This is a genomic window from Limnohabitans sp. B9-3, from assembly GCF_002778325.1.
Taxonomy (GTDB): Bacteria; Pseudomonadota; Gammaproteobacteria; order Burkholderiales; family Burkholderiaceae_C; genus Limnohabitans; species Limnohabitans kasalickyi.
The window spans coordinates 187,496-204,544 of the sequence record NZ_NESI01000003.1 but is presented as its reverse complement, the minus strand read 5'-3'; the positions used below and the strand labels follow the sequence as shown (position 1 = coordinate 204,544).

The 17,049-nt window shown below is 57.1% G+C and carries 19 protein-coding genes and 1 tRNA gene; 9 read left to right on the top strand and 11 right to left on the bottom strand.

Annotation, left to right across the window (positions count from 1 at the left end; genetic code table 11):
- Positions 1 to 12: 12 nt before the first annotated feature.
- Positions 13 to 747, bottom strand: a complete 735-nt coding sequence (rph, locus tag B9Z42_RS06350; protein ID WP_100132772.1) for a ribonuclease PH — start codon at positions 745 to 747, stop codon at positions 13 to 15.
- Between the two features lie 128 nt (positions 748 to 875).
- On the opposite strand from rph, the gene B9Z42_RS06345 reads away from it, so the two are divergent.
- From B9Z42_RS06345 to B9Z42_RS06330, 4 genes are all read left to right on the top strand, one after another.
- Positions 876 to 1,799 (top strand): YicC/YloC family endoribonuclease, encoded by a 924-nt coding sequence (locus B9Z42_RS06345; RefSeq protein WP_100132507.1) that lies wholly within the window; start codon positions 876 to 878, stop codon positions 1,797 to 1,799.
- On the top strand, positions 1,799 to 2,422 hold the full coding sequence (gene gmk, locus B9Z42_RS06340; protein WP_100132506.1) for a guanylate kinase: 624 nt from the start codon (positions 1,799 to 1,801) through the stop codon (positions 2,420 to 2,422). The genes B9Z42_RS06345 and gmk overlap by 1 nt, the downstream gene beginning before the upstream one ends.
- 16 nt (positions 2,423 to 2,438) lie before the next feature.
- A complete protein-coding gene (gene rpoZ, locus B9Z42_RS06335) occupies positions 2,439 to 2,642 on the top strand; it encodes a DNA-directed RNA polymerase subunit omega (RefSeq protein ID WP_100132505.1) in 204 nt (67 codons plus the stop codon).
- Between the two features lie 79 nt (positions 2,643 to 2,721).
- A complete protein-coding gene (locus B9Z42_RS06330; protein WP_100132504.1) occupies positions 2,722 to 4,998 on the top strand; it encodes a bifunctional (p)ppGpp synthetase/guanosine-3',5'-bis(diphosphate) 3'-pyrophosphohydrolase in 2,277 nt (758 codons plus the stop codon).
- A 12-nt stretch (positions 4,999 to 5,010) separates the two neighbouring features.
- Here B9Z42_RS06330 and greB read toward each other — a convergent pair whose 3' ends face one another.
- The 7 genes from greB to B9Z42_RS06295 form a co-directional block, all read right to left on the bottom strand.
- Entirely contained in the window at positions 5,011 to 5,568 is a 558-nt protein-coding gene (greB, locus tag B9Z42_RS06325) for a transcription elongation factor GreB (RefSeq protein ID WP_100132503.1), read from the bottom strand.
- Positions 5,569 to 5,582: 14 nt separating this feature from the next.
- Positions 5,583 to 6,029 (bottom strand): glycine zipper family protein, encoded by a 447-nt coding sequence (locus B9Z42_RS06320; protein WP_100132502.1) that lies wholly within the window; start codon positions 6,027 to 6,029, stop codon positions 5,583 to 5,585.
- Between the two features lie 10 nt (positions 6,030 to 6,039).
- Complete coding sequence (locus tag B9Z42_RS06315; RefSeq protein ID WP_100132501.1) at positions 6,040 to 6,741, bottom strand: substrate-binding domain-containing protein; 702 nt, start codon at positions 6,739 to 6,741, stop codon at positions 6,040 to 6,042.
- A gap of 14 nt (positions 6,742 to 6,755) precedes the next feature.
- Positions 6,756 to 8,966, bottom strand: a complete 2,211-nt coding sequence (locus B9Z42_RS06310) for a xanthine dehydrogenase family protein molybdopterin-binding subunit (RefSeq protein ID WP_100132500.1) — start codon at positions 8,964 to 8,966, stop codon at positions 6,756 to 6,758.
- Positions 8,963 to 9,433, bottom strand: coding sequence for a (2Fe-2S)-binding protein (locus B9Z42_RS06305; protein WP_100132771.1), 471 nt, complete (start codon positions 9,431 to 9,433; stop codon positions 8,963 to 8,965). Before B9Z42_RS06305 ends, B9Z42_RS06310 begins: the two co-directional genes overlap by 4 nt.
- A gap of 5 nt (positions 9,434 to 9,438) precedes the next feature.
- Positions 9,439 to 10,404, bottom strand: coding sequence for a tripartite tricarboxylate transporter substrate binding protein (locus tag B9Z42_RS06300; RefSeq protein WP_100132770.1), 966 nt, complete (start codon positions 10,402 to 10,404; stop codon positions 9,439 to 9,441).
- A gap of 176 nt (positions 10,405 to 10,580) precedes the next feature.
- Positions 10,581 to 10,657 (bottom strand) — tRNA-Arg (locus B9Z42_RS06295).
- A gap of 185 nt (positions 10,658 to 10,842) precedes the next feature.
- Between B9Z42_RS06295 and B9Z42_RS06290 the strand changes: the two genes are divergently transcribed.
- Complete coding sequence (locus B9Z42_RS06290) at positions 10,843 to 11,562, top strand: Crp/Fnr family transcriptional regulator (RefSeq protein WP_100132499.1); 720 nt, start codon at positions 10,843 to 10,845, stop codon at positions 11,560 to 11,562.
- 27 nt (positions 11,563 to 11,589) lie between these two features.
- Here B9Z42_RS06290 and B9Z42_RS06285 read toward each other — a convergent pair whose 3' ends face one another.
- Positions 11,590 to 11,964 (bottom strand): BLUF domain-containing protein, encoded by a 375-nt coding sequence (locus B9Z42_RS06285; RefSeq protein WP_100132498.1) that lies wholly within the window; start codon positions 11,962 to 11,964, stop codon positions 11,590 to 11,592.
- 105 nt (positions 11,965 to 12,069) lie between these two features.
- Here B9Z42_RS06285 and B9Z42_RS06280 point away from each other — a divergent pair, with 105 nt between their 5' ends.
- The 4 genes from B9Z42_RS06280 to B9Z42_RS06265 are packed head-to-tail and all read left to right on the top strand — an operon-like array spanning position 12,070 to position 15,632.
- Positions 12,070 to 12,945: a diguanylate cyclase gene (locus B9Z42_RS06280; protein WP_100132497.1), complete on the top strand. Its 876-nt coding sequence runs from the start codon at positions 12,070 to 12,072 to the stop codon at positions 12,943 to 12,945.
- Positions 12,942 to 13,985: an HD-GYP domain-containing protein gene (locus tag B9Z42_RS06275; protein WP_100132496.1), complete on the top strand. Its 1,044-nt coding sequence runs from the start codon at positions 12,942 to 12,944 to the stop codon at positions 13,983 to 13,985. Before B9Z42_RS06280 ends, B9Z42_RS06275 begins: the two co-directional genes overlap by 4 nt.
- A complete protein-coding gene (locus B9Z42_RS06270; protein ID WP_100132495.1) occupies positions 13,957 to 14,400 on the top strand; it encodes a TadE/TadG family type IV pilus assembly protein in 444 nt (147 codons plus the stop codon). The genes B9Z42_RS06275 and B9Z42_RS06270 overlap by 29 nt, the downstream gene beginning before the upstream one ends.
- Positions 14,397 to 15,632, top strand: a complete 1,236-nt coding sequence (locus B9Z42_RS06265; protein WP_100132494.1) for a pilus assembly protein TadG-related protein — start codon at positions 14,397 to 14,399, stop codon at positions 15,630 to 15,632. The genes B9Z42_RS06270 and B9Z42_RS06265 overlap by 4 nt, the downstream gene beginning before the upstream one ends.
- Before the next feature lie 5 nt (positions 15,633 to 15,637).
- Here the strand turns inward: B9Z42_RS06265 and B9Z42_RS06260 are convergent, their stop codons facing one another.
- Positions 15,638 to 16,048, bottom strand: a complete 411-nt coding sequence (locus B9Z42_RS06260) for a TadE/TadG family type IV pilus assembly protein (RefSeq protein WP_100132493.1) — start codon at positions 16,046 to 16,048, stop codon at positions 15,638 to 15,640.
- Complete coding sequence (locus B9Z42_RS06255; protein ID WP_158235916.1) at positions 16,038 to 16,865, bottom strand: AraC family transcriptional regulator; 828 nt, start codon at positions 16,863 to 16,865, stop codon at positions 16,038 to 16,040. Before B9Z42_RS06255 ends, B9Z42_RS06260 begins: the two co-directional genes overlap by 11 nt.
- Positions 16,866 to 17,049: the final 184 nt, after the last annotated feature.

Sequence of the window (17,049 nt, the reverse complement as noted above, 5' to 3'; positions counted from 1 at the left end):
CAATGCTGTGAATCAAGACTGCAAGGCTTCTTGCTGCATGGCAATCAGTTCGCGCACGCCTTTTTCGGCCAAGGCCAACAAGGCGTTCATTTGGTCGCGGGTGAAGGGCAGGCCTTCGGCGGTGCCCTGCACTTCCACATAGTGGCCAGCGCTGGTCATGACCACGTTCATGTCGGTGTCGCAGCTGGAGTCTTCGGTGTATTCCAAATCGAGCAAAGGCAAATCGCCCAACATGCCCACCGAAATCGCGGCAATGCCTTGGGTGATGGGACTCTCGGTGAGCTTGCCTGCAGCAATGAGCTTGCTCACTGCGTCTTGTGCGGCCACAAACGCGCCGGTGATGCTGGCGGTGCGTGTACCGCCGTCGGCTTGCAACACGTCGCAGTCCAAATGGATGGTGCGCTCGCCCAGCTTCTTCAGGTCAAACACAGCGCGCATCGAGCGGCCAATGAGGCGCTGAATTTCTTGGGTGCGGCCCGACTGCTTGCCGCGCGCGGCTTCGCGGTCGCTGCGGGTGTGGGTAGCGCGGGGCAACATGCCGTATTCGGCGGTGACCCAGCCTTCGCCCGAGCCTTTTTTGTGACCCGGCACTTTTTCTTCCACCGATGCGGTGCACAGCACTTTGGTGTGGCCAAACTCAATGAGTACAGAGCCTTCGGCATGCATGGTGAAGTTGCGGGTGATGCGCACGGGGCGCAGTTGGTCGGCGGCACGGGTATGGCGAGAAGCGGGCAAGGTGGTGGACATTTTTTGATGGCTTTGAATCAAGCGTTGTAGGGTTCGGTAAAACGGCAATTGTCGACCAATCGGTGGACGGTGTCGGTATGTCACATTCACCCTGAGATAATGCTGTCTTTGCCAAAAGAACATCACACATGCCCATTTACAGCATGACAGGTTATGCCAGCGCGCAAACCGAGCTGCCTCGCGAATCGGTCGACACCGCCCCCACGGGGCCGGCCCTGCGCTTGGGACTTGAAATACGCTCAGTCAACAGCCGGTTTCTAGACCTGACCTTCAAGATGCCCGAGGAGCTGCGCCCACACGAAGCAGCGGTGCGCGAGTTGATCACCCAGCACCTCAAGCGCGGCAAAGTCGAAGTGCGCGCCAACCTCGAAAGCACGGCCAGTAACGAATTTGCAGCCCCCACACCGGCGCTGCTGCAACGACTCTCATCCTTGCAAGACACCGTACAAGCGTGGTTGCCCAAAGCCAACTCACTTTCAGTGGCCGATGTGCTGCGACTGACCACGGCCCAACCATCCGCCCCTGCTGACATTGGCCCCAGCCTGCTCAAACTGACAAAAACCACCTTGAAGCAACTCAGCGAAGGCCGTGAACGCGAAGGCAAGCGTCTGGCACAAACGCTGCGTGACCGCTTGAGCCAGTTGCGCGTGCTGGCCCAACAAGCCGCACCGCTGGTGCCGCAGTTGGTCGAACAACAGCGCTTGAAATTCTTAGAACGTTGGCGCGACGCTATGGCGTTAGCAGAAGGAAACACACTGCCCGAAGCCGCGCAAGACCGTGCCTTGACCGAAGCCACCGCGTTTGCCATTCGCATTGACGTGGCCGAAGAGCTGACGCGCTTGGTGTCGCACTTTGACGAAATGGACGACTTGCTGGCCAAAGGCGGCAAGGCCGAGGGTGTGGGCAAGCGCCTCGACTTTTTGATTCAAGAGCTGCACCGCGAGGCCAACACCTTGGGCTCCAAGTCGGCCACGATGGAAATGACCCGTATTTCGGTGGACATGAAAGTGTTGATCGAACAACTCCGCGAACAAGTACAGAACCTCGAATAATGGACAACTTTCCAGGCAACCTCTTTGTGGTCGCAGCCCCCAGTGGGGCTGGCAAATCAAGCCTCGTAAAAGCACTGATGGAGCTCGATGCCAAAGTGCGGCCCTCGGTGTCTCACACCACCCGCCAGCCACGCGGACAAGAAAAACACGGGCGCGAATATTTCTTCGTGTCGGTCCCCGAGTTTGACCAAATGGTGGCCGCCAACTCCTTTTTGGAATGGGCCAATGTGCACGGCCAGCGTTACGGCACCTCGCGCAAAGCCATTGAAGACCGCATTGCCCAAGGCGCCGATGTGATTTTGGAAATCGACTTCCAAGGTGCCATTCAGGTTAAAAAGCTGTTTGCGAATGCGGTGCTGATTTTCATCTTGCCGCCCAGCTGGGAAGAGCTCAAGTCCCGCCTGCACAACCGGGGTGAAGACGCCCCCGAGATCATCGACTTGCGCCTGCAAAACGCGGCCGATGAGATGGCACAGGCCAAAGAATTTGACTACGTTATAATCAATGAATTGTTTGAGACTGCCTTGTTCGACCTGAAAGCGATCGTGCATGCACAGCGACTCAAATACCTGGCTCAGCGCCGGGCTCGGGCTGATATCTTTCAAGCCCTGAACATCACCTGAATTCTGGAGTACACACATGGCCCGCATCACTGTTGAAGACTGTCTCGAGCAGATCCCTAACCGCTTTCAGTTGGTGCTTTGCGCCACGTACCGCGCTCGCATGCTCAGCCAAGGCCACACGGCTAAGGTCGAAAGCAAAAACAAGCCATGCGTGACTGCTCTGCGTGAAATCGCAGCGGGTCAAGTCGGGATCGAAATGCTGAAAAAAGTTCCAGGTTAATTGATCCAAGCCATCACTTGATTTCTCAAAAAAGCACCGATGATTCGGTGCTTTTTTCATTGCGGGTAAAGTGTGGTTCATGTTTGCTGCCAAGCCCTCTTCTAAGCCATTGACCAAGCCTTCCACCAAAGCGGTGGTCAGCCCTGCCGCCGCCAACGCAGCCGCGGCGAGCTTTGCTGCATTGACAGAAAAACTCAGCTACTTGAACGCTGAAGGCTTGGACATGGTGCGGCGCGCCTACCGCTACGCAGACGAGGCCCATTTGGGGCAAATGCGCAACAGCGGTGAGCCCTACATCACCCATCCGATTGCCGTCGCTGCGCAATGCGCCGAATGGAAACTTGATGCGCAAGCCCTGTCTGCCGCCCTGCTGCACGACGCAATGGAAGACTGCGGCATCACCAAGGCCGATTTGATAGAACGATTTGGCATCCAAGTGGCTGATCTGGTCGATGGCTTGACCAAGCTCGACAAGCTGGAGTTCAACACCCGAGAAGAAAACCAAGCCGAGTCATTTCGCAAAATGCTGCTGGCCATGGCGCGCGATGTGCGCGTCATCCTGATTAAGTTAGCCGATCGCAGCCACAACATGCGCACCATGGGCGACATGCCGCGCGCCAAATGGGGACGCATCTCCAACGAAACCCTAGAGATATACGCGCCCATTGCACACCGCTTAGGGTTAAATCAAACTTACCGCGAATTGCAAGAACTTTCGTTTGAACACCTCTGGCCTTGGCGCCACCAAGTGCTCAGCAAAGCGGTGCAAAAAGCCCGCCATCGACGCCGCGACTTGATGCAAAAAGTGCATCAAGAAGTGGACGCAGAATTTGCCAAAGCGGGTTTGAATGTACGTATTTCGGGTCGTGAAAAAACCCTGTATTCCATTTACAAAAAAATGGACAGCAAGCACCTGAGCTTTGCGCAAGTGACCGACATCTACGGCTTTCGACTCATCTTGCCCAAAGTGGTCGACTGCTACACCGCATTGGGGGTGTTGCACCAAACTTACAAGCCAGTCCCAGGCAAGTTCAAGGACCACATTGCAATTGCCAAACTCAATGGCTATCAGTCGCTGCACACCACGCTGGTGGGCCCCTCGGGTTTGAACGTTGAATTTCAAATGCGCACCGAGGCCATGCATTTGGTCGCAGAGACCGGTGTTGCGGCGCACTGGCTTTACAAAGACAAAGGCTCAGACAACGAGCCCGGTCAAAACTTGGGCAACAAGTGGCTGCAGTCGCTGCTGGACATTCAAGACGAAACGCGTGATGCCACGGAGTTTTGGGACCATGTCAAGGTCGACCTGTTTCCCGATGCGGTGTATGTGTTCACCCCCAAAAGCCGCATCATGGCCATGCCACGCGGCGCCACGGTGGTTGACTTTGCCTACGCCGTCCACAGCGATGTGGGCGACCGAACCATGGCCGCCAAGGTCAATGGCGAGCAGGTGCCACTGCGCACCGAGCTACGCAATGGCGATGTGGTCGAAGTGGTCACTTCCAGCGTAGCCGCACCTAACCCCGCGTGGTTGGGCTTTGTGCGCACGGGTCGCGCGCGCTCAAAGATTCGCCACCATTTGAAAACCATGGCGCATGCGGAGTCACAACACTTGGGTGAAAAGCTCTTGGCCCAATCCTTGCGCGCTGAAGGCATTGAACAAATGCCGGCGCTGGACGAAGCACACGCCGGCTTGTGGGACAAACTGCTGCGCTTCACCGGCAGCAAAACGCAAGCCGAATTGCTGATCGACATCGGCTTGGGCAAGCGCGTGGCCAGCATTGTGGCCAAGCGTTTGGCGGTCTTGTTGACGGAAATTGGTCTCAAGCCCGACGCGTTGTTGATGAGCCGTGAACGATTTACTGCGCACGAAAACCTATCGCAGGGCAGTGTCATCGTCGACGGCAGCGAGAACGCCTCGGTGCAGTACGCACCGTGTTGCCGCCCCATTCCGGGCGACCCCATTTTGGGTTACCTAGGCCGTGGCGAAGGCTTGGTGGTGCACACCGAACAATGCGGCGTAGCCCAACGACTGAAGCACAAAGACAGCGAACGCTTCATCGCCGTCGAGTGGGCAGAAGAGCCCACTCGCGCCTTTGAAGTGGGCGTGGTGGTGACCGTGAGTAACGGCAAAGGCGTGCTGGCACGCGTGGCCTCCACCATCACCAACGCCGAAGCCGACATCACCATGGTCAACATGGCCGATGAAGTGAGCGGCCAAGAAGCCACCGATTTGCGCTTTGTGTTTGCAGTGCGCGATGTGCAGCACTTGGACCTGGTGTTGCGTAATTTACGTCGCGTCCCTGCGGTGCTGCAAGCCCAACGCGTGATGTCTGGCGTCGAGCGCGAACATTAAGTCAGCGGCTGATCACAGCGCCTTGGGCTCTGGATAGCGGACGTCTAAAACTTCCACCTCTTGCACCCCTATTGGGGTGACCAGCTTCACCACGTCGCCTTCACGCGCTTTGAGCAAGGCACGGGCAATAGGGGACACCCAGGTCACCTGCCCTTTCAGGCTGTCGGCTTCGTCGATGCCCAAAATGGTGACCGTGCGCTCGATGTCCACCTCGTCGACGTACGTGACGGTGGCACCAAAAAAGACTTGGTCACGCCCGTGGTGCACGCTCGGGTCAGTCACCTCGGCAATCTCTAAGCGTTTGGTCAAAAAACGAATGCGACGATCGATCTCGCGCAAACGTTTTTTGCCGTAGTGGTAGTCGCCGTTTTCTGAGCGGTCGCCGTTGCTGGCGGCCCAATGCACGATCTCCACCATGCGTGGGCGTTCGTTGTCCATCAACTCAAACAACTCAGCACGCAACACGGCGTAGCCCTCGGGTGTGATGTAGTTTTTGCTGCCTGGCGGAATGGGGGGCAGTGTGCTGTCTTCGTCGTCAGCGTCTTGCCCTTGGGCGGACTGCGTGCTCATGCGGGGTCAGCCGCTCAATGCCAGCCAATGACTTGGTAGCCGCGCTCAGCCAAACATTGCTGCACAAATTGGCGATACAACCCGCTGCCACCCACCGACTGCCCTGCTGCAGTGGCAGCCGCACCACCCGCACCAATTGCAGCTGCACCCGCGGCAATGCTTTTCAAATCCGGTTTTTGGCCGCTGAGTAACGAACCCACGACACCCGCCGTACCCACGCCCGCAGCACCCGCTGCAGCCGCACGACCGGCGTCGATCTTGTTGACAGCACCCACTTCAGATTGACGCGCCATGTCGGAACACCCTTGCGCATCGGCCTGCGCTTGTGCAGGGCCCATGCGCTGGTAATGCGCGTTCGGGTAAAAGGCAGGTTTGGCCACCGGTGTGGCACAGCCCGACAACAACGCGGCACTGAAGCCCAAAGCAATGGCGGCGAATGAGGAAGAGGCAGGGTGTTTCATGACGCGAATTTTAGTCGTGCAACTCGAATCCGCCGTCTAAGCGCAACTGGCGCGTTGTGGAGCCCGCCAACAAATCGGCCAACTGCTGCGCCAAGGCCGGTTGCTGCGCCGTTGTAGGAATACCCAAGGCGTATACCGTGGCCAATTCAAACTCTTGCGGCAGCAAACCAATCAAATCAATGCCCGCGGTGTATTTGATTTCGGTCACTTGGGTGCAGCCGATCAAGTTGGCACCGGTGTCTTTGGCCATGGCCGCCATGGCTGTTGCGCCATTGGGGAAGGTGCGAAAGCGCTCGGCCAGCTCGACATCCAAGCCCAAGGTTTGCAGCACTTTGAAGAAGTGAATGCCGGCAGTGGCCAGCTTGGGATCGGGAAAGTAAATGCCTTCTGCTGCGCGAAATGCGGCTTGCAAATCGGCACGGGTTTGAATCGCTGGACGTGCGGCCCCTGCCTTGACGGCAATGCCTGTTTTCACCACACCCAACGCCGCCAAGCTGCCCGCACGGACATGACCCGAGGCGATCAAACCTTCGATCAAGGACTGCGTCAAGATCAGCACATCACATGGCTCACCTGCCAGCAATTTTTCTTTCATCGCGCCCACGGCACTGAAGGTGCTGTGCAGCTGGCATGCATGGGCCGCTTCAAAGTCTGCCTTCAACGGGTTGACCAAACCGGCGGCAGCACCGCCGCTCAAAATACAAAGTTTCATCTCAATTCCTAGGTTCAAAAAACAGGGGGTGTCTCGCGATCGACGGCATCGATGGCTTTGACAATTTGTTCGGGCGTCATGGGCATATCGCGCACCCGCACGCCCAAGGCATGAAAAACGGCATTGCCAATCGCAGCGGCACACGGGCCCAGCGAGGCTTCACCCGCCCCCAACGACGCGTGCTCACCCGTATCAATCAGAGAGACCGACACCTCGGGCACATCGTCAAAACGAAGAATGGGGTACTGCTCCCAGTCGACGCTGAGCAGGCGTTGGCGGTCAAATTTGGCGGTTTCTAACAGCGTCCAACTCGCGGCTTGAATGGCCCCGCCTTCGAGTTGATTGCTGGCACCGTCCGCATCGACCACATGGCCCACATCAGCAACCACCCACAACCGCTTAAGGTGCACGCGCTCGGCCACCACCACTTCGGCCACCACGGCGCAGTAAGCGCCTGTATTTTTGTAACGGGCAAATGCCAAGCCGAGACCCCACTCGCCATCCGTCGACGTGGCTGCGTGTTTGGCGGCATCACGTTGCGCCCAATTCGACACAGCCGCAGCTTGCTCCAGCACAGCGCGTGCGCGTGGGTCTTGCAAATACGCCAAGCGCAGCGCAAGGGGGTCTTGGCCTGCGGCAAACGCGACCTCGTCCATGAACGACTCGGCCGCAAACACGTTCACATGCGCTCCCAAGGCACGCAAAGCAGACACACGCATGGGCATGTCCATCACACGATGGTTGACCACTTCCAGCGCTGGCAATGTGTAAGGTGGCACGGCGTTGCGCTCCGAACCACCGCCCACGCTCATGGCGGCGTTCTCGGCCATCAACACAGGAAAGGGATTTGCCGTTAGCCAGCTGCCCAGCAACGCGGGCGTGGGTTGGCGGCCAGGGCGCGTGCCGTGGCCTTGACTCCACACCGTGTGCTGCCAAAAACTCAGGCCGTTCTGTGCGTCCAGCCCCGCCTGTAAACGCACGCTCATGGCCGGCCCCAAGGGCGACCAAGCCATTTCGTCATGACGCGACCAAAGCACGCGCACAGGCTGACCGTTGGCGAAGCGCGCCAACCACGCCGCATCAAAGGCCACGTCGTCGGCGCCGTTGTGGCCGTAGCAACCCGCACCTTGCACATGCTGCACCGTCACTTGTTCGGGGGTGCAGGCCAATGCCAGCGCCAAGTCGCGACGTAGATTAAAAATACCTTGCGAATGGCTCCACACCTGCAAGGCATCACCTTGCCAATGTGCCAATGCACAAGAGGGCGACATGGACGCATGCTGCACATAGCCTCGGTTGTAGTCAGCTTGGAGGGTTTGAACGGTTTGCGCTTGAGCCTTGGCCCACCCATCGTCGGCGGCATGCACGGTGCTGGTTTGTAAGTGACTTTGGCGCAACCAATCTTGCAAGTGCTCGGCGTCGGGCAACACAGCGGGCGTGGTCCACGCCTTTGCCTCGGCCAAATCGGCAATCAGCTGATCGGCGGCTTGGGTTGCCGCAGTTTCGGTGTGTGCCAGCACGCCAATTTGCAAACCGTCACGGTAAACGCCTTGCACGTTGGGCATGGCTTGCGCGCGCTGGGCAGCTTGCGCCCAAGCCGTCTCATTCAAGGCGGACTGTAGATTGGGCGGTCGCACCATGCGACCGTGCAACAGGCCAGGCCACTCAAGGTCTTGGATGAAATCGGTGTGACCTAAAAACTTGCGCCACAAATCGGGGCGCAGCGGTGTATCGGTCACCCCCCCCAAATTGACACTCAAAGCGCTTTCGGGCAAGGCCTCTCGGTCTAGGCTGACGTCCCCGCACACATCGCCGTAACCACACAAGGACCGCGAGCCGTGCATGAAAACGCCGTCCACCACCTGAATGTCAGATGCCAGCAGTCCAAATTTCTCGGCCACATGAGCCACAAACAAAGCCCGCGCTTGACGGCAAGCGTGCCGCACCGCTGTGCCAGAGTCTTGAACCGATAAGCTGCCCGAGGTCACGGCTTCGTTGGGGCTGAAGGCGGTGCTGGCCGGCAAAGCCTCCACGGCTTGCACGGGCAAGCCCAACTCTTGCGCCGCAATTTGCACCAAGGCGTGCAAGATGCCTTGGCCAATCTCCACCTTGCCAGACTTCACCTGCACCCGCCCATCGGGCAAGAAAGTCAGCCACTGCGACAAGCGGCGGTTGGTCTGCAAGCTGCCGGGCAGCACAGAGGGTGTTGAATTGGGGGCGGTCATACAGCGCCCATCGCATCAGCCGCTTGGCACACCGCACGCACGATGCGGTTGTGGGCGCCGCAGCGGCATAAGTTGCCCTGCAAGGCGGCACGCACTTGCTCAGGTGTGGGCTGAGGCGTGGTGTGAAGCAAAGCTGCTGCAGTCATCAACATACCGCTGCTGCAGTAGCCGCATTGCGCCGCTTGAACGTTGGCAAATGCGGTTTGCAAGGCATGCGGTTGCTCAGGTGTGCCCAAGCCCTCGACCGTCACCACGCGTTTGCCTGCCACCGCCCACATCGGGGTGCTGCATGCGGGGACGGCGTGGTCATCAACCATCACATGACACGCGCCGCATTGCGACAAACCACACCCAAAACGCGTGGCTTTGAGCTGACAGGTGTGGCGCAACACATCGAGCAACACGTCGTTGTCGTTGGCCTGCACCCATTGAGGCTGACCGTTCAGCTCAAAACGTAACTCTGCCATGGTGCTCAATCCGCTTTGGCACCTGAAACTTTAACGATGTTGGCCCACTTGGCCACGTCTTCCGCCACGTACTTGGTGAAAGCAGGCACCGACATCGACATGGGCACCGCACCCTGCTTGGCCCAGGTGGCTTTGACGTCAGGGTTGTTCACAATTTTGTTGATCTCGGTGTTCAAGCGCGTGACGATGGCCTCAGGCGTGCCCGCCGGTGCCATCAGCCCCAACCAAATGACGGCTTCGTATTTGGGCAATCCGTCATCGTTGGCGGTTGGCAGCTCTGGCATCACCGAGGAACGTGCTCTGCCCGTCGTGGCCAAGCCACGCACCTTGCCCGCCTTGATGTTTTCAGACATGGTGGTGACCGCATCAAACATCATGTCCACTTGGCCAGACAACACGTCGGTGCGCGCGGCTGCACTGCCTTTGTACGGGATGTGCGTCATGTCAACGTTCGCCATGTATTTGAACAACTCGCCCGCCATGTGGTAGGGCGTGCCGTTGCCAGAAGACGCGTAGTTGAGCTTGCCCGGATTGGCACGCGCGAGCTTGATCAATTCAGGCAAGGTGTTGACTTGCAATTTGGGATGGACCACCAACACCAAGTCGGAATAGTTGACGGGGGCGATGGGCGCAAAGTCTTTGAGCAAATTGAACGGCTTGTTCGGAATCAGCGACTCGTTGACCGTTTGCGTGTTGGACATCATCAGCAAGGTGTAGCCATCGGCAGGCGACTTGGCCACCGCATCAGTCCCAATGATGGAGCCTGCGCCTGGGCGGTTATCCACCACAAAGGCCTGGCCCAGCGCGTCTTGCAAGCGTTGCGCCATAAAGCGTGCGTAATTGTCAGCTGGACCGCTGGCCGCAAATGGCACGATGATTTTGACGGGCCGATTCGGGTAACCCTGTTGCGCCTGAGCCGTCAAGACCGCGGCCAAACCAAAGAATGCAGAAATAAGGCGTGTGAACTTCATGGGGGTGTCTCCGTTGAACATGGTGCCAATGAGGCAGGTCCATATTAAAGAGGAAAACACAAAAAGAAACGGTCACTTAAAGCAATCGCCCTGCGTGGATGACGCCCATCCATGGCAAACGTTGAAAGGACAAAGAAAAAGGGTTTACATCCGAAGATGTAAACCCTTGTTCAATTTGGTGCGGCTGGCAGGAATCGAACCCACGACCCCTTGGTTCGTAGCCAAGTACTCTATCCAGCTGAGCTACAGCCGCTTGGATAGATTGAAGTATAGCACAGGATTTAAGACTAACCTGCCCCTTCGCCCGATCGAAGGAATTGACCGCCACGCAATGATCACAGAATCCGGTCAGATCAGAAAAATCGCCGACTCACCTGCCATCCTGCATGCGTTAACTGATAAGGTTACCTAAATCAACAAAAAAATCAAAGGTGAAAAATGTTCGAGCCTGAACAACAAAGCCTCAACCATTTGTTGGCTGCGCTACCGCAAGACGAGCTCAACGCGTGGCAGTCCGAACTCCAAAACGTGCAGCTTGTCGCGGGACAGGTGTTGTACGAGTCGGGGACCTGCATGACGCACGTCTTTTTCCCAACGACCGCCGTCATTTCTCTGATGCACATTTTGGAAGACGGCGGCAGTACCGAAATAGCCATGACGGGTCATGAAGGCATGGTGGGCATTTCTGTGTTCATGGGCGGCGAAAGCACCTTGAGTCGTGGCGTTGTGCAGCGCGCTGGGCACAGCTACAAACTCCGCACCGCATTCATCAAACAAGCCTTCCACCGCTCGCCGGCTGTGATGCATTTGATGTTGCGCTACACACAGGCGATCATCACGCAAATGTCGCAAATCGCCGTGTGCAACCGGCATCACACCATCTTGCAGCAGCTGAGCCGTTGGCTGCTGTTGAACCTAGACCGCGTGAGCGAAACCGAACTCATCGTGACGCATGAGTCCATCGCCCAAGCCTTGGGCGTGCGCCGTGAAGGCATCACCAAAGCGGCGGGCAGTTTGCAAGAAGAGGGGCTGATCCGTTACACACGAGGCCACTTGTTCGTGCAAGACCGCGCAGGGCTTGAAGCCCATACCTGTGAATGCTACGGCGTGATCAAACACGAATACGACCGACTGTTGCCGCAGCTCACGGCCACTTAAAGGCATACAACCCCGTCAGTCAAAAAGTCAGTCCAAAACCTGGCGACTGGTTTGATTCAAAAATTGCGTCATGTCGCTCGACAAAGTCGGCGCGGCGGTAGGGTCGTCTGGCGTGACATAGGCCATCGACCACGCCTCATACGCACGAACGTCCATCGCTTTCATACTCTGGAAGTCTAGGTGGTGATGCATGGGCGAGGATTTGATGTACGGCAAGACCACCTCCAAGCCAGCTTTAGGGCCTTCCAAATACTGCATAAAGCGCCCCTCCACATACAGCAAGACGCCGGTGATGTGCTGCTCCAAATTGCGCTTGCGTGCGGTACTGAGCAAATGCTCTAAATCGGCCTTGCTCAACGCATAAGAAGCCACGGACGTGTAAGTGATGGAATGAAGTTGCATGGTGCGATCTTGACCTTAAAAAAAGATGGGTCTGTGCGGTAGCGTACGGACGGTGCGAGTCGAGCCCCGAACAATCACTTCTCTTGTGTTCATTGGGCCACCACATTGACCGGCATTGTTGAGCAACCCCTCGGCGTTCACACACGGCTGAGTCGCACCATTGTGACTTTGTATGCCATCACCCTGCTGATCTGGTCCGTGGGCACGGGGTTTGCCCTGTATCAAAACTGGCTGGTGCGGATGGTGGACCATACCGCCTGTACCTTGGCTTATTTGAACGCCACAACGATCACGCCCGCGATTTGGCCATCGTTACTCAAAGGCAATCTATTTTTACTGGCCTACGCCTGCGCAGGCGTGAGCGTCGTCTCCGCCATGTTTTTTTATCTCTACCGACTGTCACACCAACTCATCAACGCACAAACCGATTCACGCCACGACACACTCACCGGTTTGCACAACCGACGCGCTTTGGATGAACAACTGCCGCTTTTACTGCGCCACTCCCAACGCGAGCAATCCCCGCTGACGTTGCTGTTCATCGACATTGACCATTTCAGGCTGTTCAACGAACGCTACGGCCACGAAAGCGGTGACGTGGCGCTGCAAGCCGTGGCTGAGGCGCTGGCCAGCGTTTGCCAACGTCCGCGTGACTTTATTTGCCGCTGGGGTGGCGAGGAGTTTGTGGCGGTCTTGCCCCAAACGGATTCGCAAGCCGCAGAGGAATTGGCCCAGCGCATGCTGCAATCCGTTCGTGATTTGCGATTGCATGTCGCCGGCCACAGCTCCCCGCAACTCACGATCAGCATTGGCCACATCACCACGACCATCTCGCCCCACACCCACAACGAAGACCTGATCGGCGCTGCGGATCAAGCCATGCTGCAAGCCAAACACCGAGGGCGTAACCAAAGCGTGATGGCACAAACAGCGACACATCCACGCAACACCCTCATAACCTGCGATCGAGAAAAGACATGACATTTCCTTTATCCCCCCATCAGACCGACTCCGAGCTGCGTTACCGCCGCTTATTTGAAACCGCGCAAGACGGCATCCTGATCTTAGATTTCAAAACGGGGCAGATCGAAGACGCCAACCCATTTCTCACTCACCTTCTGGGCTATTCACGCGAAGAACTTGTAGGCAAACGATTGTGGGAAATTGGCGCCATCATCGACAAAAAGTCTTCCCTAGAAGCTTTTGCTGTGCTCCAAGACAAGGGCTACATCCGCTACGACGACTTGCCTTTGATGACCAAGAACGGCGTCATCATCAACGTTGAATTCGTCAGTAACGCCTATGGCGTGAACGGGGACCGCGTCATTCAATGCAACATCCGTGACATCACGGAGCGAAAAAAAATCGACCATCAACTACTGGAATACCAACACTTGGTGAGCTTGGGCATGTCTGAAATTGTGGATGTACTCTCCGCCATGATTGAAGAACGCGACCCGTACACCGCTGGTCACCAAGCGCGCGTGGCTAACTTATCTGTCGCTATCGCAACCGAACTGCAACTGATGCCGCACAACGTGGAGGGCATTCGCCTAAGTGCCTTGGTACATGACATCGGTAAGTTCTCGATTCCCGCCCAGGTCCTGATGAAACCCACAAAACTCAACAGCTTTGAAATTGCGATGTTGCGCAACCATGTGCAAGCGGGCTACGACGTTCTTAAACACATCCACTTTCCATGGCCGGTCGCACAAATTGTGTTGCAGCATCACGAACGACTCGACGGCAGCGGCTACCCGAACGGGCTCAAGGGCGACAGCATCAGCGAGGATGCTCGCATCTTGTCTGTAGCCGACACCATGGACGCGATGGCCGGCGCCCGCCCTTACCGCGCAGCGTTCAGCGTTGAACAAGCATTGCAAACCTTAGAAGCAGGCATAGGCACCTTGTATGACGCGCGTATGGTCAACGCCTGCATCAAGATTTTCAGAGAAGACCACTACACCTTTCCAGCTTTAAGAGACATCGACAATGCCACAACTATCAGCAAACATCTCTGAAAAAAAACTCAAACAACAAAGCGGTGCATCAGCTATTGAGCTTGCCATGTTGCTGCCCCTGTTGCTGCTCATGCTCGACGGTGTTCTAGAGTTTGGACTGGTCTTGCACAACCAGTCTGTGCTGACCAGCGCCACCAGCATGGCGGCGCGTGCCGGCATGGCTCAAGGCAAGCCCAAACTGACCCACGCAGAAATCACGGCCATTGCCGTCAATGCCAGCCAAGACGCCTTGATATCGCTGCACGCCACGCAAGCACCCTCCGTCACCGTGGTGCAAGCCTCAGACCCCACTTACCTCACGCCGTTGCAAGTTAGCGCCAGCTACACCTTCAAAGGCTTGCTGATCGGGGGGCTGCTCGGCGTCTTCCAAATCAACCCGACACTCAACGTCACCACCGTGATGTACAACGAATGAAAAACCGCTCACAAACGGGTGCAATCGCCGTACTGGTCGCCCTGTTGCTGCCTGCGCTGATGGGGCTGATGGCCTTGGCCATTGACATGGGCATTGCCTTGTTGCGGCGCAACCAAATGCAAGTCGCTGCAGATTCCGCCGCTTTGTCTGCGGCCAATGCGCGACAACATGGCCAAGACATCAGCAACGCCACCTTGCAAGCGCAAACGGCCAGCACCGCCAATGGTTTCAAAGATGCTCAAGCCAACACCACGGTGCAAGTGGCCATTCCTCCTGGCGGAAGCGAGAGCTTTGCGGCGGACACCGGCTACGCACGGGTCACCATCACACAGCCCAGCGGCACACTCTTGGCATGGGTCTTTGGCGCACTCAACGTCACCACCTCCGCCACCGCCGTGGCAGGCCCAGCCAGCAGTGCGCAACCCTGCTTGCTCACACTCGGGGCGTCAGGATCGGGGGCGTTGAGTGTGACCGGCAATGCGACTGTCACCACCACCAGCTGCGGTATTTTTGTGAACTCGAACAGCCCCTCCGCCTTGCAAGTGACGGGCAACATCACCCTCACGGCCACGCCGATTCAAGTGGTGGGTGGTTACACAAGAAACGGCAATGTCACCATCAGCCCCGTCACCACCGGTTCCGCAGCGGCCAGTGACCCGTTTGCCAACCTGCCGCTGCCCGGCTTCAGCGGTTGCACGTTCACCAACTATGCCAAATCAGGCGATGGCAATGTGATGCTCACGCCGGGCACTTACTGTGGTGGCATCACGATGTCGGGAAACCTTGGCGTGACGTTCAGCCCAGGGGTGTATGTGTTGTACGGGGGTGGTTTGAATTTATCAGGCAATATTTCACCGATCAAAGGCACCGACGTCACCTTTTACAACTCAGGCAACAGCAGCACTTACCCCTACAGCAGCTTAAGTTTGTCAGGCAACTTGACGCTGAATTTGAGTGCGCCAACACTGGGCAACTATGCGGGTATGCTCTTCATGCAAGACCCGCTCAACACGCAGGGCGCCAGCATTGTTGGCAACTCTGGTGCGATTTTGGCGGGGAATTTGTATTTTCCAAACAGCACACTCTCCATGACGGGCAACAGTGGCACCCACATTCCGATGGGGTCAGCAGTGGCACAAAAAATCAGCATCAGCGGCAACACCATGTTCACCATGACCAACACCTATGGCCCCGGGGGCGGCGGAAGCGCTCGCAGCGGGCTGTATCAGTAAAAAAACTACTCGTTCCAGCGTGTGGCGGTGGAGGTCAACACCAAAGGGGTACGCATCGCTGTGAGAAAGTGCCCCATCAACAAGCTTTGAAACGTGTACGACGCAGTCACCGTGACTGGCGTTTGAAACACGGGATCTGCCGCTTGCGTGACCACCACCGACACCACTGGTGCCGCGCCAAAAGACAGCAAGTACGTGGCGCAATAGCTGCGCGCAACATCGGCAATTTGCGTGGACGACAGTTTGGGGTTTTGAATCAGGGATCCCGCGCGGACTGCCTCGCGCACGGCGTTGGTCAAAATGACCTTGTCATACATCACCATGCTGAAGCTGATCATGCCATCCAAGATCAGAAACAGCAGCGGCAGCACCAACGCAAACTCAACCAGCGTGGCACCGCGCTGTTTAAGCCGCATGACAGCCGCGGCGGTAAGCGGAAGGGGTGACGCCGCGTTGGTCACGAAAGAACCGTGAAAAATTTCCTGGCGTTGAAAACCCCAAACCCATCGCCATGGACGTCATGTTTTCATCGCGTTGATACAGCTGTGTCAAGGCCGCTTCTAGGCGCAAGGCATTCCAGAACACCAGGGGCGATGTACCCAACTGGTCATGGAACAACTCAAAAAACCGGCTGCGCGACAAGCCCACCACCTCGGCCACTTCTTCCGCCACCTTCGGGTTACCCAAGTTGTCTTGCATGTAGGCAATGGCCGTGCGCAAGCGGAAGTCAATCAGGCGGCGACGCAAGGGCATGGCTTGCAGCTGCTCGGGCGTCATGGCTGAAGCAATCGTTTTCGCAACCAACAACTGCACATCGGCGTCGACACACCCGTTTTTCTCTTGCAAGGGCGAGACCAAATGCGTCAGCAACTGCGAGCACAACGCGCGCATCTCTGGCGTGATGCCAATGCACGGTTGTGCCAACACCATGGCATGCGCCAAGTCAGCACACTGTGCATCCAGCCAAGCGTCGTTCAAATACAGATTTAAAAAAATAGCCCCGCGCTGCGCGTCGTGCAGGCAAAGATCGTGCGACGCATGGCTATTCACGCCCAGCGCCAAGTCGGGCCCGAGTTGCGCCAAACTTTTGTCGACATGGGCATAGGCCAGGCCGCCGCCCAACCAAAATGAAAAATGGGTCTGCGGATGGGCATGCACCACCAAATCATGGCTGTACTTCACAACCTCAACGTGACCGAAGTCCCCCTGTGTCGATGCAAATAGGTCAAGCATTGTTTTTTCCTTTGGATCGACTGTGCCTACTCGCTGGTGATCTATCTGTACGTTGACGCACACAAAAAACACATCGATCGCCATGCATGCACAGGACGACACGCACGAAACCAGGACCTATTGATCAGCAAATAAGCAAGTAAAGACCTAAATTCAAGCCGTCAGTGGTGCAACTTCGCACGGA